Source organism: Nocardia grenadensis (assembly GCF_050942415.1).
GTDB classification, from domain to species: Bacteria; Actinomycetota; Actinomycetes; order Mycobacteriales; family Mycobacteriaceae; genus Nocardia; species Nocardia grenadensis.
Window position 1 is genome coordinate 1,747,829 of sequence record NZ_CP192054.1, and the last position, 21,015, is coordinate 1,768,843.

Genomic DNA, 21,015 nt, shown 5'->3' on the forward strand with positions numbered 1-21,015 from the left:
ACCCGTGTCTACAGAGACCGGATCTGTCACTACCCATCCGTTGCGCGTCGGCGTCGATGCCGGTGGCACATTCACCGATATCTGCGCCATCGACGCGGTGACCGGCGAACTGTTCACCCATAAACTCTCCAGCACCCCCGCTGATCCATCGCAGGCGGTCGTCGACGGCGTCGCCGAACTCCTCGAGTCCCTGGCCGGTTCGTCCTGGGCCGATCAAGTGGAGTTCTTCGCCCACGGAAGTACGGTCGCCACCAATGCCCTGCTCGAGAGGAAGGGTGCGCGCACGGCGCTCGTCACGACCGAGGGCTTCCGGGATCTGCTCGAGATCGCACGGCAGCGCCGGCCGAGCCTCTATGACAACAGAGCGGCCAAACCCGAGCCGCTCGTGCAGCGTCGCCATCGCTTCGAAGTCGCCGAGCGGCTCGACTACCACGGCAACGCCCTCCGAGAGCTGGACGAGTCGGAAGTCCGCGCCGTGGTGCGCGAGCTCGCCGGCCGGGATCTCGAAGCCGTCGCCGTCTGTTTCCTCTACAGCTACGTCAACCCGAAGAACGAGAAGGTGGTGACCGATGCCCTGGCGGAGTTGGCGCCGCACCTGTTCGTGAGCGCCTCACACGAGGTCGTCCCGGAGTTCCGTGAGTACGAGCGAATGTCGACAACGGTGCTCAACAGTTACGTCGGGCCGGTGGTCAGCAAGTATCTGAGCAAGCTGCGTGACAAAGTCCGTGCCCTCGGCGTGCCCGCCGATGTGCACATCACCCAGAGCAACGGCGGCATCATCTCGCTGGACACCGCACGCAGTCAGCCGGCCCGCATGATGCTGTCGGGCCCCAGCACGGGGCTCGTCGCGGCCACCCATATCGGCACCTTGATCGACGAGCCGAACATGATCACCTTCGATATGGGGGGAACATCTACCGATGCCGCCCTGATCCACCAGGGCCGGGTGACGCTGGCCCAGGACAGCGACGTGGACGGCTACCCCCTCCGGACACCCATGCTGGATATCACCACAGTAGGGGCCGGGGGCGGATCGATCGCCTGGGTCGACAGCGGTGGCGCGCTGAAGGTCGGACCGCGCAGTGTGGGTGCGGACCCGGGACCGGCCTGCTACGGCCGCCAAGCCGAGTTCGCGTCGGTTACCGATGCCAATGTCGTCCTCCAGACGCAGAACCCCCGGCACCTGCTCGGCGGCAGACTGCCCATCGATGCCGAGGCATCCCATGCGGCCGTCGGCCGGCTGGCCGAACAGCTGGGACTCGGTACCGAGTATGTCGCCGACGGGATCATCCGAGTTGTCACCGCGAATATGGCGAAGGCGATCCGGGTCATCTCGGTGCAGCGTGGTCACGACCCCCGGGACTACGCCCTCACCGCATTCGGCGGGGCCGGCCCGCTGCACGCGGCGCGCCTGGCCCGGGAACTGTCGATCCCGAAGATCATCGTGCCTCCGGCTCCGGGCGTGATGTGCGCCTACGGGTTGATGGTGACCGACCTCCGTACCGATCTGTCACTGACCAAGATCGTCGATGTCGCCCGCGAGAACCTCGGCGATATCCAAGCAGCGGTCGCGTATCTCGCGGCCGAGGCCGAGGGCTGGTTCCGCGCGGAGAAGATCAGCGATCCGGATCGGGAACTTCGCCTCACCATCGATATGCGCTACTTCGGGCAGAACTACGAACTCGCCGTCGAACTGGACAGCACAACAGTCGATGCCGACGCGATCAACGCACTGATCGGCAAGTTCGAGGCCGCGCACAAGGCGCTGTACGGATACACCGTCCCCGACGCAAAGATCCAGGCGGTCACCTTCCGTTCCTCGGCAGTCGGGAAAGTGGTCCAGGCGAAAACCGCGCGCACCGACCAGAGCGCATCGGATCCCGAACCTGCCCGCGCCGAGTCCCGGCAGGTTTACTTCGGTGCCGAGTACGGCCGGATCGACAGCCCCGTCTACGACCGTGGTCGCCTGACCGCGGGAACGCACATCGAAGGTCCATCGATCATCGAACAGATGGACTCGACGACCGTTGTCCTGCCAGGTCAGCAGGCCACGATCGATGCCTACGCCAATATCGTCATCGAGGAGTTGCAGTGACCACCGCGTCATCCGCCCAGCTGGACCCGATCACACTGGAGGTGATCGGCAGCGCCCTTCAATCCATTGTCGAGGAAATGGGCGAAACCCTTATCCGAGCGGCCTATTCGACCAATATCAAAGAACGCCGCGATTGCTCGACCGCGCTCTTCGATGCCGAAGGCAACATCATCGTGCAGGCCGCGCATGTACCCGTGCACCTGTCGTCGCTTATGGGTGTGGTCGGTGAGGTCATGTCCAGGTACCCGCTGTCCGCGCTCTCGGACGGCGATGTGTTCATCGGCAACGACCCCTACACCGGAGGCGGCAGCCATCTTCCGGATATCGTCGTCGTCTCACCGGTTTTCGTCGAGGACACACTGATCGGCTGGTCCGCCAACACCGGACACCACGCCGATTTCGTCGACCGCGGCACCAAACACATATTCCAGGAGGGTCTGCGGATCCCGCCGGTCCGGCTCTACATCGGTGGGGACATCCAATCAGATGTGTGGGATCTGATTCTGCTCAACTGCCAGGTTCCCGAAGAGCGGCTCAACGACGCCCGGGCGCAGGTCGCAGCCAATCGTGTCGGCATCACCCGGCTGCGCGAGCTTTGTGCGCGCTATGGCGCCGAGCTGTTCGCTGCCGCCGGTGCCGAGCTCCAGGACTACGCCGAACGCCAGACCCGAGCCGGTATCGCGCAACTGCCCGACGGTACCTACCGTTTCACCGACACCTTCGACTGCGACGAATTCGAGGGCGAACTCGATATGGTGGTCGAGGTGACCGTCGACGGCGACGAGATCTCGTTCGACTTCACCGGAAACCCCGGTCAGCTGCCGTGCAGCGTCAACATGATCTACACCGCGTTGCTCGCCACGGTGTACTTCTCGGTCAAGACGATCGTCGATCCCACGATTCTCCCGAATTCGGGAATGTATCGACCCATTCATGTCGAGGCCCCGCGCGCGAGCATCGTCAACAGCGAGAGCCCAGCGGCGGTGAACCAACGCTGCCAAACGGCGCAGCGGGTGGTCGATCTCATCTACGGGGCCTTGGCGCAGGCAGTGCCCGCACAGGTCACCGCGGCATCCAACGGAGCAAACTCGTCGATCTCGCTCAGCGGCGTCGATCCGCGGACCGGGAAGTACTACGTGTACCAGGAAACCCTCGGCGGCGGGTTCGGTGCCGCCCATGATCGCGACGGACTCGACGGCGTACAGGTGTATATGACCAACACGAGTAACCTGCCCATCGAATCGCTCGAGCAGGAGTACCCGCTGTTCGTGGAGCGATACGAACTGGTCGGCGACTCGGGCGGCGTCGGGAAGTATCGGGGCGGGCTGGCGATCCGCCGGGTTCTGCGACCGATCGATCACGAGGCTGTTCTCAAGGTGACGACAACCCGCAGGACGTCGCGGCCCTGGGGGCTGGCCGATGGCGGAGCGGGTGCTCCGTCGGTCACCGTGGTGGCGGAGGGAGCCGTCACACCCGCGATGGGCATCTGCGAACTGACCTCCGGTATGCCGATCGATATGGTCACCCCCGGTGCCGGCGGCTACGGCTCCCCGGCCGACAGGGACCGCGCCGCGATCATCGACGATGTGCTGGAGGGCAAGGTGAGCCGCGCCGCCGCGCTGGCCGAGTACGGCGTCGACGAGGAAGTTCTCGAGATGGCGGTGCAGGCATGATTGCGTTCGATCACGTCACTGCGTTCGTCGAAGACCGGCACCAGACCGCACGACATCTGCGCAAGAGAGGATTTCATGCGGTCGAAGGTGGACGGCATCAAGGCTTCGGCAGTGCCAACGATCTGTGCTACTTCGATCTCTTCTACCTCGAACTGCTGGAAATTCTCGACAAGCGGGAGGCTACGGCCAGTGGTTCCGAAGTGTGCCGCTACGCAGTCGAATTCCTCGCATCGGGCGAAGGCTTGGCCACATTGGCACTGGAGACCGACGACCTGGACGGCATCACACACCGGCTGAGGGAACGCGGATTCGATGTCGCTGATCCGATCGATATGCAGCGGGTGCACGACAACGGTTTCGTCTCTCGTTCCCGGATCATCTACCCGCGATCGGGTCAGTTGCCGATTCGCCCGCCGATCGTCATCGAGCGCTCTTCGCCGCCCGCCGAACGGCGGCGCACACTGACCGATGGCGGTGTGATCGGGCAGCACCGGCTCGGCGCGATCGATATCGAATTCGTCGGTGTCGCCGTCGCCGACGCCCTTTCGGCGGCACAGGCGCTGGGACAGGCATACGGGGTACCGGCCGACAGCGAAGCGCACGTCGACCGCCGCATCGATGCGCAATGTGCCGATGTTCATTTCGACCGGGCACGACTGCGTTTCTGCCAACCGATTTCGGACGCCGGTGCCGCGGCGATCCGGCTGCGAACTCACGGCCCCGGACCGTTTTCGATCGGGGCCCGTGTCTCCGACGAGGTTCGCCGGGAGTTGAATGCGGACGCGGACGGTCATGTCGACGCGGCGGTCACCGGATTCGATTGGTATCTGTCATGACCGCGATCGGAAGCACCACCCCTGATTCCGTGGTCGCGGAGAATCGGCGGCGCGCGTTGGAGATCGTCGGCACCATCCCGTACGGGTTGTTCATCGACGGCGAGTTCGTCGTGCCGCAATCCCCGGCGAGCATTCCCGTTGTCGATCCCGCATCGGGCAGCGTCATCGCCGAGGTGGCAGAAGCTCGTCGCGCGGATGTCGACGCAGCGGTGAGTGCGGCACAGCGAGCCTTCACCGGTCCGTGGTCGACGCTGCGCCCCTCGGAACGGGCCGGACTGCTGTGGCGGCTCGCCGAGGGCATCAGCCGGGTGGCGGAAGAGTTCGCCCTGGTGGAGACTCTCGACAACGGAAAGCCGCTGGAACTGGCACGCGGAGATATCGCCGCCACGGTCGAGGTGTTCCGGTACTACGCGGGCTGGGCGGACAAGATCGACGGGCGCTCGGTCACCCCGGCGACACTCCAGGGCTGGCAAGGCCAGACCCGCAGGCAGCCGCTCGGTGTGGTCGGCCAGATCATTCCCTGGAACTTCCCACTCAATATGGCCTCGTGGAAGCTCGCGCCCGCGCTCGCCACCGGCAACACCGTGGTGCTCAAACCCTCCGAACTCACGCCCCTGACGGCACTGATGCTCGGCCGGCTGATCAGCGACTGCGGGTTCCCACCCGGGGTGGTCAATATCGTCCCCGGCTTCGGGAACACCGCCGGAGCCGCGCTCGCCGGGCACCCCGACGTCGCCAAGGTCGCCTTCACCGGATCGGTCGAGACCGGCCGCGCGGTCGCGCATATGGCGTTGGGAACGTTGAAACGGGTCAGCCTCGAGCTGGGCGGAAAATCGCCGACGATCGTGCTACCCGACGCCGACGTGGAAGCGGCCGCGGCCGGTGTCTGCCGGGCGATCTTCACCAATCAGGGAGAAGTGTGCACCGCCGGTTCGCGGGCGTATATCCATGAGGCGTTGTACGACCGGGTCCTGTCCGAGGTATCCGCGATCGCCCACGCCATGGTGATCGGTAACGGACTCGACCCCGCCGTGGACCTGGGACCACTGGTCAGTGTGCAACAGCGTGACCGAGTAGCGGCTTTCGTCGAACGTGCGCGGGCCGGAGGTGCCACGATAGATCAGGTGCCCGTGCCCGGGGACGTCGACGGATACTACTATCCACCGACTATTGTCTCGAATGTGCCGGCCCACGCGGAGATCGCCACCAGTGAGGTCTTCGGCCCCGTCCTCGTAGTCCACCGTTATACAGACGACGACAATATCGTCGCCCTGGCCAACGACAGTGAATTCGGTCTGGCAGCAGGTATCTGGGGACGTGACCTGGCTGCTGTGCTCAGGATCGCCGAGCGACTCCAAGCCGGAAGTGTATGGGTCAACGGCTATCATGCGGTGGATCCGGCGCTCCCTTTCGGTGGATGGAAATCCTCCGGCTGGGGACGGGAGCTGGGCCCCGATGCGCTCGAGCTGTACACCGAGACCAAATCGATCAACATTTTCGTGGGCTGATGGGTTCACTGAACGCCCTGAGTGGTTGCTGCCCTTTCCCCGCCGGACGGGAGGGGCAGCACCACGGGCCGCCGAGATCCTGGTGAAGGAGAATATCGAGGTTGCCGGCGCGCCGTTCTCGTGCGGGTCCGCCACCCGCGCGACGGTCCGCGGCACGCGGGATGCGGAGTGCGTAACCGCGCTGCGGCGCGCCGGTTTTCATATCGCCGGCATCACCCGGTGTGACGAATTCGCCTACGGATGCACCGGGGAGGCAAATGCGTACGGCCCGTGCCGGAATCCGCACGATCTCGGGCGCATCACCGGCGGATCGAGTAGTGGTTCCGCCGCTGCCGTGGCCGCCGGTCTCGCCCGGTACGCCCTCGGTACCGACACCGGCGGGTCGGTCCGTATTCCTGCGGCGCTGTGCGGGGTGTACGGGTTCAAACCGGCGTTCGGGTCCGTCGGCATCCGCGGTGTCTTTCCTCTTTCGCCCTCGCTGGACCATGTCGGCATAATCGCCGATTCGCTGGCAGCGCTGGTCGCGGTGTGGCGAGCACTTTCCGGCGGGCCCGCGGTGGGCCCCCGCCGGCCGGCACCGCGTCTTGGTCTTGCGGATGCGCCGGAGGTCTATGTTCTGTCCCGGGAAGTGGACAGAGTATGGCGTCAGGTGGTGCACGACCTGGAACTGACACGGCGGGCGCCGCTGACGGGGTTGCGGGACGCGCATATCCACGGGCCGGTCGTTCAGGGGGTCGAAGCGCACCGCATTCACGCCGGCACCCTGCGCGAGCGGCCCGAAGGCTTGCAACCGGCAGTTCGGGAAAGATTGGAACAGGCCGCGTCGATCTCCCGGTCGGACTACGAGTCGGCGCGCAGCAGCATGCTGGAGTGCCGCCTGCGCGCCGCAGACGACCTGGGTGATGTGGACGTCGTCTTACTTCCCACAGTTGCGGTGGTCGCCCCGCTGCTCGGCACCGAGTCCGTCGTTCTCGGCGGTGAGCGGGTGTCCGTGCGCGAGACGCTGCTCCGGAACACCCGGCCGGCCAACTTCTCCGGACTTCCCGCGCTGACGCTTCCTTTACCGCAGGAGCCCCCCGGCCTGCCTGTCGGGCTACAACTGATCGGGCGCGACAACGAGGCGGTCCTGCGAGCCGGATTCCTGGTGCTCTCGGCGCTCGGTATCAGTCCGAGTAGAAGGTGCGTGCACGCCCCCAATGCGCCTCGAGCTCCGCGAGCTTTGTCCGAGACAACTCCGGCCGAGCCACACTGCAAGCAGTGACCAGAGCGTTGACCAGCGAGGTGACCGACGTGGTCGACTGAAAGAACTCTGTCCGGGTGGTGGCCACGATCAACGCGAGCTGCGATCTGGTCGCGGTGGGGCTGAGTATGTCGTCGGTGATGGCGATCGAACTCATCCCGACTTCGCTCGCGAGTTCTATCGCTCGCAGGGTCGACTGGTTGTATCGGCGCAACGAAATGCTCACCAGAACGTCGCGCTCGTCACAGTTGTGGAGGTCGATCACCGAATCCGTTCCGGCGCCGCCCAGGACGAAGGCGTCGATACCGATCATGCTCAGTCCGGACCGGAGCAGATGGGCGGATGGAAAGGCCATCAGGTGCCCCACCACATGGACGCGTCGTGCGTTGACGAGCAGGGTAACCGCCGCATCGAACTGCTCGTCGTCGATGATGCCGCCGGTCTGCAGCAGCGCCTCCACGTCTTGTGTGAGGTAGGCGCTGAGCATCGAATCGCTCGGTGCCGAATCCAGGGTCGACGCGAATCGGCTCACAGTTGTCACCTCGCTCCGCAGCGAGGCCTGCAGCAGTCGGCGCAACTCGGGATAACCTGAATAGCCGAGGCTTTTCGCAAAACGCACAACTGTTGCTTCGCTGGTGCCCACGGCCCGCGCCAACTCCGCCGCCGTCAGCAGACCGGCAGCATTCTGCGGATCCAGAATGTATTCCGCGAGGCGTCGGTGCGCTTTGGACAGCGATGTAGCGGCGTCCCGAATCCGGCTTTCCAAGCTCGTCGTGTTCATGACAGGCCCCCGATTGGTTTCTTGCATTGGATGCAAGAAATCATACACATGCGGAATGGCTTCCATCGCCGGGACGGTCAGGAAACAGCAACTGCGGCGGCGATGATGATGCCCGACCCGCCCGGAGTCGCTCTGGTGAGGGCCCGCGCAGCACTTGCATCACCGATGTCGACTAGTCGACATCAGTGATGTAACATCCCCGCTATGCGCACTACGATCCGACTCGACAGCGATGTGGCGGCTGCTGCGGAGCGGCTCCGGCGTGAGCGCGGAATCGGGCTCGGAGAAGCGATCAACGAGCTGGTACGCGCCGGAATCCACCAGGGGCCGGTGGCTCCGCGTCGCCCGTTCCGCCAGCGCACACGCGCCATGGGCGCGCGGGTGGACCTGTCCCGGAACTCGGAGGTCTCCGACCTGCTCGACGAGCAATACCCCGGTCAGTCGTGATCCTCGACGTCAACGTGCTGCTGTACGCAGTCGACGAGGGCAGCCCTCATCACGAGGTGGCGCATTCCTGGCTCGAAGACGCAATGAACGGTGACGTACGGGTCGGATTCCCCTGGCACAGCCTGGTCGGTTTCGTGCGAATCGCGACGCACCCGAAAATCTTCACCGCACCGATGACCGGCCGCGAGGCGTGGAGTTATGTCGACGAATGGCTCGACCACGATATGGCATGGGTCCCGTTGCCGACGGATCGGCACCGCCGGGTCCTGGGCCGGCTGGTCGATGACCATTACGCAACGGGAAACCTGGTGCCCGACGCGCATCTCGCGGCGCTGGCCGTCGAGCACGGTGTGGCGGTGTGCTCCTTCGATACCGACTTCGCCCGCTTTCCCGAGGTGAAGTGGATCAATCCACTCCGTCGGTGAACACTTCGGGGTTCACCCCCGTGGCCGTCGGCCTACCGCCGATACCTGCGAGAACGACGTGGGAGTATCCCATCTCCTTCGAGCGGTGCATCGTCATCACCTGCACATGGCCGGACACAGGTGGGTTGTCATCGAGAGCGCGAGCGATACGGTCCGGCGCGTGACGCCCCTGGCCGATGAGATCCGCTCTACCCGTACGGCCACCACCCTGTTGGACACGATCGGTTACCTCGACACTGTCGAACCTGCGCCTTCGGCGCGCGAGGGGGGCCGGGCAGTTGCGGGATGTTCTGGCCGGTGATGGATTGCAGCGACGGCCTCCTCGCAGTCCTTGGCGCGGCCGGCAGGTCGTCAGCTGCTGCTTGCCACTTGCCTGGATCAGCCGTTTGAAGCTGCTGCAGGTTCACAGGCCCCTTTTCCTCCCGGCCGCATCCCAGGATGAGACTCGCGATCGACGCACATCAAGCCCGGAGGTCTCTCCATATCCGCAGTGATTGGTGGGCGGATGCGCTATTGAGTCTGTCCGGTGGGGGTGCGCAACCAGCCGCCGCGGGCGGCGCAGGCTCGGACGGAGTCGATCACGAGGCGGCCGGAGGGGCAGAAGGGAGAGCGTGGGGGTTGGATCCAGCGGCGGAAGAGTGCGCCGCGGTCGGTGGGGGAGGGGAGGGCGATGGTGGCGCCGGTGCGGACGACGGAGACGTTGAGCCGGAACATTTCGGCGAACAGGGCGGTGTCGTCGGGTAGGTCGGGGCGGATGAGGAAGCTCCACCGGCCGGACCGGATATGGGAAATGATGGGCCCCGCGCCGGTGCCGGCGTCGTGGTCGCGGCAGCGTTGCAGGTCTTTTTTGACGGCGAAGCCGAGGGCTGAGGGCATCATGAGGGCCCAGGTGTGTCCGGCGGGCATGACGATGCGTCCGAGTTCGGGTGGGTCAATGCGGGCGGGGAGGTCGCAGACCTGGCGGTAGTAGCGGCAGCGGGTGAGCGGTGTGTCGCCGAGGAAGACGTGATCCATTGCAAGCCTTCGAGTTGTACTGGATGCATCGGGGATGCGCTTGCTGTGCTGTCAGGAGTCGTGAGTGCGGTATGACCGCTGGGGATCCGTTGCCCGGCGAGCGCAATGGTGGTGGCTAGTGCCCCGTCCAGATAGGTTGCGCTGGTAATCCGGGTGTCGGTTTGAGCTGTTGCTTGTCGTCGGTGATGCTGCTGTTGGAGGTGGTGTCGATGGCCCGGAAACCGGAAGTGTTCGTGCGGGAGGTGTCCCCGGATGAGGGACGCAGATTGCAGAAGATCACCAAGTCGAGCCGGCAGCCGATCAGGACTCGTCGCGCGATCGTGGTGATGGCCTCGGCGCAGCATCAACCGGTGCCGGCGATAGCGCGGTTGATGCAGGTCTCGGAAGCCTATGTGCGCCAGGTGATCCACGATTTCAACGAACGGGGGTTCGACGCGTTGGACCCAAAATGGAGTGGGGGCAGGCCGAGCAAGGTGGATCGGGCGACGCGTGAACCCATCGCCTGCATCGCCCGGTGCTGCCCCCGCAAGTTCGGTCGGCCGTTCTCGACGTGGAGCCTGTCGAAACTTCGAGACTGGCTTGCCACCAGCAAGATCGCTGATATCAGCCGTGAAACACTGCGCACGATCCTGCGGGCCCAGGGGGTGTCGTGGCAGGCCACCAAGACCTGGAAGGGCGGTACCGACCCCGACTTCACCGCCAAGATGAACCGGATCCTCGATCTCTACGATCACCCGCCCGCCGACGGACGTGTGGTCTGTGTCGACGAGTTCGGTCCGTTGAACTTGCAACCCCGCCCGGGACGTGGCTGGTTCCCGGCCCGCAAACCCCGCCGGTTGCGGGCGACCTACCATCGCGACCACGGGGTGCGGCACCTGCTCGGCGCGTTGGACCTGGCCACCGGCCGTATTCACTACCGGATCCGGGACCGGAAACGATGGATCGAGTTCCTGGCGTTTTTGAAGACCCTGCGGGCTCGTTGGCCGGGCGAGAAGCTTTATGTCATCGTCGACAACTTCTCCCCGCACAAGCGGGTCGAGGTCAGGGCCTGGGCTGCGGCCAACAATGTGGAGCTGGTGTTCCTACCGACCTATTCGTCGTGGCTGAACTGGATCGAATCGGAGTTCGCCGCGTTGCGGTACTTCGCTCTCAACGGCACCGACCACCGCAGCCACACCGAGCAAGACGCTGCGATCGGCGCCTACATCCGCTGGCACAATCAACACGCCCGACCCAAACGAGACTTCGCAGTCAACTCACCAATCCGCCGCCCGGATTACCTACCCAACGTTGCCTGACAAGGCACTAGTTCCGGTCTTCCGGCAGTGTGACCGCGAGTACCAGCACGATCAGCGGCAGGCCGATTGCGACGGCGAACCCCAGGGTGATCACTGTTCGCGCCTCGGAGGCGTCGTGAGCTCGGACCACAGCGGATACTCCTGTGTTCCGGTGATCAGGTCGGCCGCTGACGTGACCACCCGCCACGGTGTATCGGGTTCGAGTACGCCGAGGTGGGGGACTATCACCGCGACGGCGAGGTGTTCGAGTGCGTGCTGGACGGCGATGAGTGCGGCCAATACGGCAGGGGCATCCGTGTGGACCGTGTAGACGATCTTCAGCTGGTGTTTCTGCGTCAGTGCTTCATATGCGGCCGGGTCGTGATCGCTGTGCAGGAGGGCAACCGCCCGCCTCGACTTGTCTTGATCCGCCATCGTGTAACCCCTCCTGATGTTCGTGTGGGGCGCCCGGGACCGACAGGCACTGCCCTCACTCGAACCACGAGCGCTGACAGACGCTGGACGGGAGTTGCATTGGAACTCGGAGTGTCCCCCGCCGGGCACAGACCAAGTTGACCACCGGCTACGGCCGTGGGGAATGTTCCTGAGCGAGTTTTCGCGAACAGGAGGTCAAAGTTCCCCAGCAGCGGCACAATTGGTTCCAGTACGAACCCGAATCGTCACCGCAACCCACCTCGGAGTACCCCGATGACCGTGAGTTCGACAATGGCCAACTCCACGCTTCCGCGCCGCATCCTCGCGCGTCTTCTCCGCGAGAAGCGTGAGGCAGCCGGCATCTCAGTGGAGGCCGCTCGCCGAGCGATCGGCGTATCCAAACAAACGTTCTGGCGGATGGAGACCGGACAGCCGACCCGGATCAACCCGCTGTTCATCAGTCACTTGGCCCAGATGTACCGAGTGGACGACGACACGGCCGATACCTTCATGGCGCTGGTCGAGGAGACACAGGCCAAGGGGTGGTGGCATGCATTCGGCGATTCCATCCCGCGCGATTTCGATCTGTATATCGGTCTTCAGGACGCGGCGAAGCGGATGAGCTCGTACCACACGATGCTTTTGCCGGGTTTGCTGCAGACCACCGAATATCGTCGCGAGATCCACTGGGCCGAGTTCCCCGGGATGGCGCCCGAGCAAGTCGAGCAGCGCCTCGAACTGCACACCGAACGGCGTGCACGGCTGTTCGACAGCAAGAATCCGCTGAGCGTCGACACTGTGCTGGACGAGGCGTTGCTTCGCCGAATGATCGGCTCGTTCGAGGTCACCGCGGACCAGTTGCGACACCTGGTGCAGCTCGATGACTTGCCCAATGTGTCTATCCGGGTAGTCCCTATGTCGGCTCGTCGGCACAGAGGGCTCCTTACCGGCGCTTTTGTGCTCTTGGAGTTCCCACGCCACCCGACAGTGAAGCTCACGGAGCCGCCGGTCGTTTACATAGAGCAGTACACAGGCGCCCTCTACCTGGAGAAGCCGGACGAAGTGCAGCAATATCGAGATGCGTATGCTGACATCCAGCGTGTCGCACTGGATCGGGACGACAGTCGCCAGTTGATTCAGCGGCTGGCCAGTGAGATGCCCGGTGAGTGAGGAGTCGACCAGGTGAGTGCCGATCTATCCGGAGCCCGCTGGTTCAAGAGCAGCCGCAGCACGGCGAGCCGCGACTGTGTAGAGGTTGCACATCTCGCGCGGTCCGAGGTTGGTGTCCGGGACTCGAAGAATCCCACTGGGCCGGCGCTCGTGTTCGGGCCGACTGCTTGGGACGACTTCACCTCAGCAGTGCGGCACGGGCAGTTCGAGTCGGACTGACTCAGGTCGGCGTATCGCACGGGCATGCACGCACGAGTCGATGCCGCTCTTCACGCCCGTCGATCCGGCCGAGCCACATATCACCCGACGGCCGGTTCCCGCCGGACGGTGGACGTATCGGCTGCGCGTACTTGTCCGGCCCGGCCTGGATTCGGGCCGGGGTCCTTGCCACCAATTCATCAGAGGATCTGGCGCAGAAACTGCCGGGTCCTGGGGTTCTGGGGGTTATCGAAGAACTGATCCGGGTCGGCGTCTTCGACGATCTTTCCGTCGCTCATGAAAACGATCCGGTCGGCCGCTGCCTTGGCGAAGCCCATTTCATGACTGACCACGACCATGGTCATACCCTCGTCCCGCAGGCGAACCATCACATCGAGTACTTCTTTGACCATTTCGGGGTCGAGCGCCGATGTCGGCTCGTCGAACAGCATGACCTTCGGTTTCATGGCGAGAGCCCGGGCGATGGCGACGCGTTGCTGCTGTCCTCCCGAAAGCTGCGAAGGATAGTTGTCGCCCTTGTCGCCCAGCCCGACCAATTCGAGCAATTCCCGGGCTTGCCGGCGCGCGCGATCCTTCGGCGTGCCCAGGACATGACGTGGCCCCGACGCGATATTGTCCAGCGCCGTCATCATGGGGAACAGGTTGAAGCTCTGGAACACCATCCCGGTGTGCTGCCGCTGTTTCGCGAGCTGCGTTTCCGGAAGAGGCCGCCGCCGATCGTCGTCGGTGAATCCGATCATCTCGCCACAGACGCGCACTGTGCCCGATTCGACCGTCTCGAGGCAGTTCAACGTGCGGAGAAGAGTGCTCTTTCCGCTTCCCGAAGGACCCAGTAGCAGGACCACTTCTCCTTTGCTCACGGAGAAGTCGATCCCGTCGAGCACGACCAGATCGTTGTATGCCTTGGTCATGTTCCGGACTTCGACCATCATCGGAGTTTTCTCCGCGATATCGGTCATCGGTTCACCGCCTCTGCCTCCACGGCGCTCTCGTCCAGGAACTTCGGGTCCGGGGCGCCCTTACGTTTGTAGTTGCGGTCATAACCCCGCCCGGCTCGAGCCTCGAGCATCCGTTGGATCACACCCCACAGGGTGGTCAGGACCAGGAAGTACAACGCTGCCGCACAGAGGCCTTCCAGTACCCGGAAATTGACCTGGACCAGGAACTGTGTTCGCCGGAGAAGCTCCTGAACGGAGATCACCGAGACGAGTGTTGTGGTTTTGAGGAGCCCGTTGAAGCTGTTTCCGAGCGGTGGGATCATCACGCGAAGTGCCTGGGGGAGCACAACCACGCGGAAAACCTTCGCGGGCGACATCCCGAGCGCTCGCGCGGCCTCGGTCTGACCGGCGGGCACGGACATGAGACCCGACCGCACGATCTCGGAGAGGTAGGCCGCTTCGTTGAGCACCAAGCCGAGCAGTGCCGCTTGGATAACGCCGAGCTTGATGCCGACCTGCGGCAACCCGGTGTAGATGATGACGAGCTGAACCAGCAGGGGAGTGCCCCGCATCAACCAGACATAGAACCCGGAGACCGCGCGCAGCGGCAGCAGCCGCGACGACCGCGCGGCGGCGACCACGACCGCGAGAACAAGGCCGAGGACCATGCTCACGACCGTCAGCCAGATCGTGACCCACGCGCCCTCGAGCAATTGCCGGCTCGTCAGGATGGAAAAGAATGCGTCCCAGGACCACATGGGGATGCCTTTCGGATAGAGCTGAGGATCAGCTGTCGAGCGGACCCTTACGCACGGCGATATCACCGTCGTAGCCGGTGACGCCGTACTGACCGAACAGGTCCGGGAGATAACCGTCCGTGCGCATCTCGGTGAGTACGCGGGCCACCTCGGTGGCCGCCTTGCTGCCCTTGGCGAAGCCCAGGGCCAGCGGCGCTTCGTTGATGCCGCCCACGGCGGTCTCGAACCGGCCGTCCTTCTGGTAGAAGGAGGTGACCGACTCCACGATCGAGGCTCCGTCGATCTGGCCGGCGGACAGTGCCTGATAGGCGTCGGCGTTCGTCTTGAAGGTCTGCACGTTCAGCGCCGGCTTGCCTTTCGCGGTGAACTGCGCGGCGAGCTCGGTCAGCGTGTCGAACTCGTATCCGGGTGCTTCGACGCCGATCGTTTTGCCTGCCAGATCATCGACACTGGAGATCGACTCCGGATTGCCCGACGGCACCGATATGGACACCGCCTGCTTTTCGTAGGGCACGAGATCGATGGTTTCGGCACGTTCCGGTGTGTAGAACATCCCGGTATCGATCATGTCCCAGCGGCCGCCCTGCACACCGGGTATCTGCGCGTCGAACTCGATGTTGACGAACTTCGGCGCGAGGCACAGGCGCTTCGCGATCTCCTTGCCGAGGTCGACCCGCATACCGGCGACCTCGCCGTCGGCATCCACGTATTGCATGGGCGGGAGGGTCGCGTTGGTCGCCATGGTCAGCGTGCCCTCCTCCGCGAGGTCGGCGGCAGCGAGCGTCGGCGAGCAATCCGCCGGGGCGGCGGCCTCCTCGGTCGAGCCGCATCCGGTGACGGCGGCCGCGGTGACAACCGCTACCGCGAATCCGATGATCTTGCGCATTGACGAGCCTTTCGAGATGAACTGCACCGCAGCCGAGGTCGGGAAATATCGAAATCGATTCGCCCAGTACTGTGGGATCGATTGCATTGAGAGTGGCAAAACCCGCGGGTGCCGTCAATATGGTTAACGGGTCCGGCACCGAAGTAATCAATTGTTAACGAGACGGCGGATCGGACGATGAATTCGGGTGGGCTCCGGCGCGGGCACGGCACGACTCGCGTTCGATCAGGCGCGCGCCGATCCGATACGTCCTGCCGTCCGGTTCGGCGGCGTCGTTGATCTGCTGGAAGAGCAGATCCATCGCGACATTGGCCAGTTGAGCGGCACCATTGTCTACGACGGTGATCGCCGGTTTCCACATCGCCAGCCACGGCATGTCCTCATGGCAGACCAGAGACAACTCGTCCGGCAGGGAAACCCCGCGCCCCGACAGGGTGGGCAGGATCCCGAACACCGCCTCGTGGTTGGCGGCGTACAACGCGGTCATCGGCGCGGGGCCGTCGAGTAGGGAGTCCACCGCCGCCGCGCCGAACTCCGTGGTGAAGGGCCCTTTGCGGACGAGGTCGTCGTCGACCTCGATTCCGGCATCGGCCAGCGCCAACCGGTAACCCTCGAACCGCTCCAGGCCGGAGGTCGCGTCCGCGGTGCCACCGATGTAGCCGATCCGGCGGTGTCCCAGTGCCAGCAGGTGCGCGGTGGCGTCCCGGGCGCCGTCGAGATCATCGGCGAGCACGGTGGGGGCCTTGCTCCCCGGTACGGACCTGATGAGGTTGACCACCGCGCGACCGTGTGACAGCAACGTGTTCGACGCGGCGGCGCTGCGGCCGCTGCCGATGACGATCGTGCCGTCCACCGCATGCTCGCCGAGCATCGCGAGCACATCGTTCTCCCGGCCGGGATCCGCGTCGGTGATGCACAGGATCACCTGGAACCCGCCGGCCGAAGCTCTTTTCTGCACCACCTCCGCGACCGTGTGAAAGGTCGCGTTCAGGAGGTTGTTCATCACCAGGCCGATCAGGTGCGATCGGTTCGACCGAAGCGCGCTCGCGGCACGGTTCGGCCGGTACCCGAGTGTGCGGGCGGCGGTTTCCACCGCAGCCCGGGTCTCGGCCGAGATCAGGTTGGATCCACTCAACGCGCGTGACGCGGTACTGCGCGATACGCCCGCGGCGATCGCGACATCGATCAAAGTGACCGCCATCGACTCCTCTTGTCTCCATTCCGTTTCCCGGCATCCGATATTCGACACCGCCGCGGTTACCGTCATGTTTCCGGCTTGACGGCGGAGGTCGTGTGACGGCAGTGTATGCAATCGATCCCATGATGGTGGGCAAAACGACCATCTCCGGTGGATATTCCGCTCGAAAGGTATGAGCATATGAATCGCGATGACGTCTCGTGGTCCGGATACTGGCCCGCGGCCCCCACACCGTTCACCGCGTCGGGTGAGCTCGACACGGAGGCGCTCGCGGCGCTGATGGACCTGTACGCCGGAATGGGGGTGAGCGGGGTACTCGTCAACGGCAGCACGGGTGAGTGGTTCAGCCAGACGAGCGAGGAGCGCCGGACCGTGGCGGAGGTGGCGGTCGAAGCAGTAGCCGGTCGCTTCCCTGTCGTAATCGGGATCAGCGCGTACACCGCCCGGCAATCCTCGGCGTTGGCGGTGCACGCCGCCTCGGCCGGTGCCGACGGTGTGCTCGCCACACCCCCTCCCTACGTCCACACCTCGCCCGACGAGACCATGCAGTTCTTCACCACCGTCTCCACGGCGACCTCGTTGCCGTTCATGGTCTACAACTGGCCGCGCGGGGTATCCGTCGATATGGGCACCAGTCCGGGGTTGTTCTCCCGGCTGGCCGATCTCGACAATGTGGTCGCGATCAAAGACAGCACCGGCAACTGGCTGTCCATGCTGGACACGGTGGAAGCGGTGGCCGGGCGGGTTCGGGTATTCGGCAGCTTCCTGCACCGTCGCGGACTCGCCGCGCTGCTCGGACTGGGTGGTGACGGCAATATCGACGGCGGTGGCGTCGGCGCACCGTTCGCGGTGCCGTTCTACCGCGCGGTGGCGGCCGGTGACGCGGAATCCGCGCGCGCCTGGGCCGACCGATACCGCGCGTTCTCCGGGCGGCTGATCAACGGCGACTACAGCGGTGTGTTCGCCTCGCCCATACCGCAGCTGAAAGCGGTGATGAACCTGCTGGGCCAGCCGGGCGGCGCGGTGCGTGAACCCCTGCTGCCGGTTACGGACGCGTCGACTCTCGCGGCACTGCGCAACATCATCGACGAATCCGGTATCGCCGAGGCATCGGCCCGTACTCTGGGAGCCGGGAATGCATACTGAGGCCGATGTAGTCGTCATCGGTGCCGGAATAGTCGGGGCCGCCACCGCATTGGCGTTCACTCGGGCCGGCTCCCGGGTCGTGGTGCTGGACCGCACGACACCGAACACGGCAGGTTCGGGCACCACCGCGGGAAACCTGCACATCCAGACCATCCACGCCCGCCGCCCCGGCCAGGGCCCGGCCGTCGACGTCGAACGTCTCCTCCCGCTGCAGAAGGCCACCAGTGGGTTGTGGGACTCGCTCGCCGCCTCCGTGCCCGATCTCGGTCTCGTTCGCTGCGGCGGATTCATGGTCGCCGAGACCGAGGATCAAGTGCGCCGACTGCACACGAAGCATCAGTGGGAACGCGCCGCCGGGATCCCGACAGAGGTACTGACCGGAGTCGAAGCGCGCCGCGCCCTGCCGCTCCTGGGCCCGACGATCGAAGGTGCCACCTGGTGCGCCTGGGACGGCTTCGCCGAACCCGATATGGCGGGCCCGGCGTTGCTGCGCCGGGCGGTCGCCGAAGGCGCGGGCCTGCATTCGGGCACGCCGGTCACGTCGCTGCATCGAGCGAACGGTATGTGGGAGGTCGGCACGCCTGGCGGGAGCTGGCACACACCTGTCGTGATCGATGCGGCCGGCCCATGGATGGCCGATATCGCCGCGCTGGCCGGAGTCGGACTGCAGCTCACGCCCATGTCACTGCAGATGCATTCCCTGGCCGCTGCCCCGAAGACGCTCGAGGTGCTGGTCCAGCATGTCGGCGAAGGTATGTCGATCAAACAGGATCGCCGTGATCGGCTCGTCCTCGGCGGCGGCTGGCCGGCGGGACCGTTCCACACCGTCGATCCCGCGCCGGTCCTGGAGCACAGCACCACCGGCAATATCGCCCAGGTGGCCCGGTTGCTACCGGACCTGTCCGGTGGGCAACTTCTCGAGGTATGGACCGGGCCTGTTGTCACCACACCCGACGAAATGCCGGTCATCGGCGAAGTCGAGGGCGCACCCGGATTTTTCGTCGCCGGCGGTACCTACTCGTTCACCTTCGCACCCCTGTGGGCAGAGCTGCTCACGGCACTGGCACTGGGGGGAGAGACCGGTCCGGACGTATCGGCCTTCTCGCCCGCCCGCCTTCTCCGGCTCTCGACGCAGTAAAGGAAATCTCATGGATCGGGTCACAATGTTCGTCAACGGGCAGGCGATGTCCGGCGGCACTCTCAACGACGCGTTGACCGGCGCGCGCTTTATCGGCAAGGTCGGTACGGCCCCGAAGTACCGGTTCTACTCTGTCCGCGACGAATTCCCGGGTCTGCATCCCGTCGGCTCCGGTGGCGCCGTGGTACCGGGTGAACTGTACGAGGTCGACTACGACCTGCTGCGCGAGAAACTACTGCCCCGCGAGCCGGCCGAACTCGAACTCGGCGTGATCGAACTCGCGGACGGGAGCGGGTCGCTGGCCATGCGGATGCGAGAGAGCGCACTCGGCGCGCCCGGTGTCACCGATATCAGTGACCGCGGCGGATGGCTGGCATATCTGGAGGACAAATGAGGAAAGTCGTGCGCGGCGGCACGGTGGTGGAATCGAACTGGTCCGCACCGGCCGACCTCGTGATCGAGGACGGCAAGGTCGTGGCAGTGGTCGCACCCGGTACCCCGGCCGGTGAATCCGCCGAGGTCGTCGATGCCACCGGTAAACTCGTCATGCCCGGCGGAGTGGATCCGCACTGCCACGTCGGCTTCACCTCCGGCGAATTCACCTCGCTGGATTCCTATCTCGAATGCACGACCGCGGCAGTCTTCGGTGGTACCACGACAATCATCGACTTCGCCATTCCCCGTCCGGGCCAGCAGCCGCTCGACGCGGCGGAGACACAGCGCGCCAAGGCGGAGGAGGGACTGTGTGATTCGGCGCTGCACGCCTGTGTCGTCGAATGGGACGAGACAACGGCAGGGCAACTGGCGGTCATGGCCGATGCCGGTATCCGCACGGTGAAGATGTTCACCACCTATGCCGGCGAGACGATGGCGGACGAACACACGATCCTGAACACGATGCAGGTGACTCGTGATCTCGGCGGTATGGTCGTCATCCACTGCGAATCCGACGCCATCGTCACCGATGCGCAGAACACCGCGGCAGCCGCCGGTGGTGTCGATGCCGCCCATATGTCGCGGACGCGACCGGAACTCGCCGAGACCGCGGCGGTCGCCGCGATACTCGCGATCGCCGAATCACAGGGTGCGCCGGTCTACTTCGTGCATCAATCCAGTGCCGCCGCGGTCGAGCTGGTGGTCGACGCGCGCAAGCGAGGTGTGGTCGCCTTCACCGAGACCGTCGCACACCATCTCACGCTCGATGACACCGAATACGCCGGCGCTGCACCGCAACGTTTCGTCTGCTGTCCGCCGCTGCGATCCGCCGATATCGTCGAGGGCCTCGGTCGGCAGCTGTTCACCGGGAATATCACCACCATCGGGTCCGATCACTGCTGTTACGACACGGCGCAGAAGAATTCGCACCGTCACGATGTCCGGCATATGCCCAATGGACTACCGGGCGTCGAAACCCGGCTCCCTGTCATCTTTTCCCACTATGTCGATGGGGCGGGGCTGTCGCCGAGCAGGTTCGTCGAGCTGACCGCGACGAATCCCGCGCGGACCAACGGCCTCTACCCCCGGAAGGGTTCGCTGATGCCGGGGGCCGATGCGGATATCGCGATCTGGGATCCCGGACTCGAGTGGACGGTCACCATCGGCGAGCTGCATATGGCCACCGACTACACCCCGTACGAGGGGCGGCGTCTTCGCGGCAAACCTGTCACTGTCCTGGTCGGGGGTCGCGTCGTGGTCGAGAACGGGCAGCTGGTCGACGCTTCACCCCGCGGCCGGCACCTGCGGGCGGACCCGTTGGACTTCAGCGGCGCATTCCACATGTGAGCGGCGCTGTCCGGCCACCGAACGGATCGCCGCCACCGAACCGGACCGG

Annotated in this window: 21 protein-coding genes; 14 read left to right on the forward strand and 7 right to left on the reverse strand. The window is 65.0% G+C overall.

Translation table 11 applies throughout. The annotated features are described in order from the left end of the window. The first annotated feature begins 4 nt into the window (after positions 1–4). From ACQPYS_RS07865 to ACQPYS_RS07885, 5 genes are all read left to right on the forward strand, one after another. Complete coding sequence (locus tag ACQPYS_RS07865; RefSeq protein WP_433492152.1) at positions 5–2,095, forward strand: hydantoinase/oxoprolinase family protein; 2,091 nt, start codon at positions 5–7, stop codon at positions 2,093–2,095. After that, positions 2,092–3,768 carry a hydantoinase B/oxoprolinase family protein gene (locus tag ACQPYS_RS07870; protein WP_433492153.1) on the forward strand — a complete coding sequence of 559 codons (1,677 nt, stop codon included), beginning with the start codon at positions 2,092–2,094 and terminating at the stop codon, positions 3,766–3,768. Before ACQPYS_RS07865 ends, ACQPYS_RS07870 begins: the two co-directional genes overlap by 4 nt. Beyond that, positions 3,765–4,604, forward strand: coding sequence for a VOC family protein (locus tag ACQPYS_RS07875; RefSeq protein WP_433492154.1), 840 nt, complete (start codon positions 3,765–3,767; stop codon positions 4,602–4,604). The genes ACQPYS_RS07870 and ACQPYS_RS07875 overlap by 4 nt, the downstream gene beginning before the upstream one ends. Next, positions 4,601–6,112: an aldehyde dehydrogenase family protein gene (locus tag ACQPYS_RS07880; protein ID WP_433492155.1), complete on the forward strand. Its 1,512-nt coding sequence runs from the start codon at positions 4,601–4,603 to the stop codon at positions 6,110–6,112. Before ACQPYS_RS07875 ends, ACQPYS_RS07880 begins: the two co-directional genes overlap by 4 nt. Positions 6,113–6,194: 82 nt before the next feature. Further along, positions 6,195–7,373, forward strand: a complete 1,179-nt coding sequence (locus ACQPYS_RS07885) for an amidase (RefSeq protein ID WP_433492156.1) — start codon at positions 6,195–6,197, stop codon at positions 7,371–7,373. On the opposite strand, the gene ACQPYS_RS07890 is transcribed toward ACQPYS_RS07885, so the two are convergent. Then, a complete protein-coding gene (locus tag ACQPYS_RS07890) occupies positions 7,276–8,199 on the reverse strand; it encodes a MurR/RpiR family transcriptional regulator (RefSeq protein WP_433492157.1) in 924 nt (307 codons plus the stop codon). The two genes, ACQPYS_RS07885 and ACQPYS_RS07890, sit on opposite strands and share 98 nt — an antisense overlap. 138 nt (positions 8,200–8,337) lie before the next feature. Here ACQPYS_RS07890 and ACQPYS_RS07895 point away from each other — a divergent pair, with 138 nt between their 5' ends. Beyond that, positions 8,338–8,580, forward strand: coding sequence for a ribbon-helix-helix protein, CopG family (locus ACQPYS_RS07895; protein ID WP_431938525.1), 243 nt, complete (start codon positions 8,338–8,340; stop codon positions 8,578–8,580). After that, positions 8,577–9,005 carry a type II toxin-antitoxin system VapC family toxin gene (locus tag ACQPYS_RS07900; protein WP_063036725.1) on the forward strand — a complete coding sequence of 143 codons (429 nt, stop codon included), beginning with the start codon at positions 8,577–8,579 and terminating at the stop codon, positions 9,003–9,005. Before ACQPYS_RS07895 ends, ACQPYS_RS07900 begins: the two co-directional genes overlap by 4 nt. A gap of 510 nt (positions 9,006–9,515) precedes the next feature. Here the strand turns inward: ACQPYS_RS07900 and ACQPYS_RS07905 are convergent. Then, positions 9,516–10,019, reverse strand: a complete 504-nt coding sequence (locus ACQPYS_RS07905; RefSeq protein WP_433492158.1) for a DNA-directed RNA polymerase subunit beta — start codon at positions 10,017–10,019, stop codon at positions 9,516–9,518. 185 nt (positions 10,020–10,204) lie between these two features. On the opposite strand from ACQPYS_RS07905, the gene ACQPYS_RS07910 reads away from it, so the two are divergent. Next, positions 10,205–11,317, forward strand: coding sequence for an IS630 family transposase (locus ACQPYS_RS07910; RefSeq protein WP_433492984.1), 1,113 nt, complete (start codon positions 10,205–10,207; stop codon positions 11,315–11,317). A 90-nt stretch (positions 11,318–11,407) separates the two neighbouring features. Here the strand turns inward: ACQPYS_RS07910 and ACQPYS_RS07915 are convergent, their stop codons facing one another. Further along, entirely contained in the window at positions 11,408–11,731 is a 324-nt protein-coding gene (locus tag ACQPYS_RS07915; protein ID WP_433492159.1) for a hypothetical protein, read from the reverse strand. A 273-nt stretch (positions 11,732–12,004) separates the two neighbouring features. On the opposite strand from ACQPYS_RS07915, the gene ACQPYS_RS07920 reads away from it, so the two are divergent. Together ACQPYS_RS07920 and ACQPYS_RS07925 are read left to right on the forward strand one after the other, a co-directional pair. Continuing rightward, positions 12,005–12,901 (forward strand): helix-turn-helix domain-containing protein, encoded by an 897-nt coding sequence (locus ACQPYS_RS07920; protein ID WP_433492160.1) that lies wholly within the window; start codon positions 12,005–12,007, stop codon positions 12,899–12,901. Between the two features lie 12 nt (positions 12,902–12,913). Further along, on the forward strand, positions 12,914–13,120 hold the full coding sequence (locus ACQPYS_RS07925; RefSeq protein WP_084487797.1) for a DUF397 domain-containing protein: 207 nt from the start codon (positions 12,914–12,916) through the stop codon (positions 13,118–13,120). A 179-nt stretch (positions 13,121–13,299) separates the two neighbouring features. On the opposite strand, the gene ACQPYS_RS07930 is transcribed toward ACQPYS_RS07925, so the two are convergent. The 4 genes from ACQPYS_RS07930 to ACQPYS_RS07945 all read right to left on the reverse strand — a co-directional run bounded on the left by ACQPYS_RS07930 (position 13,300) and on the right by ACQPYS_RS07945 (position 16,903). Then, positions 13,300–14,049, reverse strand: coding sequence for an amino acid ABC transporter ATP-binding protein (locus ACQPYS_RS07930; RefSeq protein ID WP_063036918.1), 750 nt, complete (start codon positions 14,047–14,049; stop codon positions 13,300–13,302). A gap of 26 nt (positions 14,050–14,075) precedes the next feature. Continuing rightward, positions 14,076–14,816: an amino acid ABC transporter permease gene (locus ACQPYS_RS07935; RefSeq protein WP_433492161.1), complete on the reverse strand. Its 741-nt coding sequence runs from the start codon at positions 14,814–14,816 to the stop codon at positions 14,076–14,078. A 28-nt stretch (positions 14,817–14,844) separates the two neighbouring features. Further along, positions 14,845–15,702, reverse strand: coding sequence for an ABC transporter substrate-binding protein (locus tag ACQPYS_RS07940; protein WP_433492162.1), 858 nt, complete (start codon positions 15,700–15,702; stop codon positions 14,845–14,847). Positions 15,703–15,856: 154 nt separating this feature from the next. Further along, positions 15,857–16,903: a LacI family DNA-binding transcriptional regulator gene (locus ACQPYS_RS07945; protein ID WP_063036720.1), complete on the reverse strand. Its 1,047-nt coding sequence runs from the start codon at positions 16,901–16,903 to the stop codon at positions 15,857–15,859. A gap of 177 nt (positions 16,904–17,080) precedes the next feature. Here ACQPYS_RS07945 and ACQPYS_RS07950 point away from each other — a divergent pair, with 177 nt between their 5' ends. From ACQPYS_RS07950 to hydA, 4 genes are read left to right on the forward strand one after another with little or no spacing between them, the layout of a single operon-like run. After that, positions 17,081–18,046, forward strand: a complete 966-nt coding sequence (locus ACQPYS_RS07950) for a dihydrodipicolinate synthase family protein (protein WP_433492163.1) — start codon at positions 17,081–17,083, stop codon at positions 18,044–18,046. Next, positions 18,036–19,184, forward strand: a complete 1,149-nt coding sequence (locus ACQPYS_RS07955) for an NAD(P)/FAD-dependent oxidoreductase (protein WP_433492164.1) — start codon at positions 18,036–18,038, stop codon at positions 19,182–19,184. Before ACQPYS_RS07950 ends, ACQPYS_RS07955 begins: the two co-directional genes overlap by 11 nt. Positions 19,185–19,194: 10 nt before the next feature. Continuing rightward, entirely contained in the window at positions 19,195–19,578 is a 384-nt protein-coding gene (locus ACQPYS_RS07960; RefSeq protein WP_433492165.1) for an allophanate hydrolase-related protein, read from the forward strand. Beyond that, on the forward strand, positions 19,575–20,966 hold the full coding sequence (hydA, locus tag ACQPYS_RS07965; RefSeq protein ID WP_433492166.1) for a dihydropyrimidinase: 1,392 nt from the start codon (positions 19,575–19,577) through the stop codon (positions 20,964–20,966). The genes ACQPYS_RS07960 and hydA overlap by 4 nt, the downstream gene beginning before the upstream one ends. Positions 20,967–21,015: the final 49 nt, after the last annotated feature.

Excerpts from the sequence above, each read along its gene's own strand:
- ACQPYS_RS07950 (WP_433492163.1), top strand. The coding sequence starts at position 17,081 with ATGAATCGCGATGACGTCTCGTGGTCCGGATACTGGCCCGCGGCCCCC.
- ACQPYS_RS07920 (WP_433492160.1), top strand. The coding sequence starts at position 12,005 with ATGACCGTGAGTTCGACAATGGCCAACTCCACGCTTCCGCGCCGCATC.
- ACQPYS_RS07940 (WP_433492162.1), bottom strand. The coding sequence starts at position 15,702 with ATGCGCAAGATCATCGGATTCGCGGTAGCGGTTGTCACCGCGGCCGCC.
- ACQPYS_RS07960 (WP_433492165.1), top strand. The coding sequence starts at position 19,195 with ATGGATCGGGTCACAATGTTCGTCAACGGGCAGGCGATGTCCGGCGGC.
- ACQPYS_RS07890 (WP_433492157.1), bottom strand. The coding sequence starts at position 8,199 with ATGGAAGCCATTCCGCATGTGTATGATTTCTTGCATCCAATGCAAGAA.
- hydA (WP_433492166.1), top strand. The coding sequence starts at position 19,575 with ATGAGGAAAGTCGTGCGCGGCGGCACGGTGGTGGAATCGAACTGGTCC.
- ACQPYS_RS07905 (WP_433492158.1), bottom strand. The coding sequence starts at position 10,019 with ATGGATCACGTCTTCCTCGGCGACACACCGCTCACCCGCTGCCGCTAC.
- ACQPYS_RS07930 (WP_063036918.1), bottom strand. The coding sequence starts at position 14,049 with ATGGTCGAAGTCCGGAACATGACCAAGGCATACAACGATCTGGTCGTG.
- ACQPYS_RS07875 (WP_433492154.1), top strand. The coding sequence starts at position 3,765 with ATGATTGCGTTCGATCACGTCACTGCGTTCGTCGAAGACCGGCACCAG.
- ACQPYS_RS07895 (WP_431938525.1), top strand. The coding sequence starts at position 8,338 with ATGCGCACTACGATCCGACTCGACAGCGATGTGGCGGCTGCTGCGGAG.
- ACQPYS_RS07880 (WP_433492155.1), top strand. The coding sequence starts at position 4,601 with ATGACCGCGATCGGAAGCACCACCCCTGATTCCGTGGTCGCGGAGAAT.
- ACQPYS_RS07935 (WP_433492161.1), bottom strand. The coding sequence starts at position 14,816 with ATGTGGTCCTGGGACGCATTCTTTTCCATCCTGACGAGCCGGCAATTG.
- ACQPYS_RS07955 (WP_433492164.1), top strand. The coding sequence starts at position 18,036 with ATGCATACTGAGGCCGATGTAGTCGTCATCGGTGCCGGAATAGTCGGG.
- ACQPYS_RS07910 (WP_433492984.1), top strand. The coding sequence starts at position 10,205 with ATGCTGCTGTTGGAGGTGGTGTCGATGGCCCGGAAACCGGAAGTGTTC.
- ACQPYS_RS07915 (WP_433492159.1), bottom strand. The coding sequence starts at position 11,731 with ATGGCGGATCAAGACAAGTCGAGGCGGGCGGTTGCCCTCCTGCACAGC.
- ACQPYS_RS07945 (WP_063036720.1), bottom strand. The coding sequence starts at position 16,903 with ATGGCGGTCACTTTGATCGATGTCGCGATCGCCGCGGGCGTATCGCGC.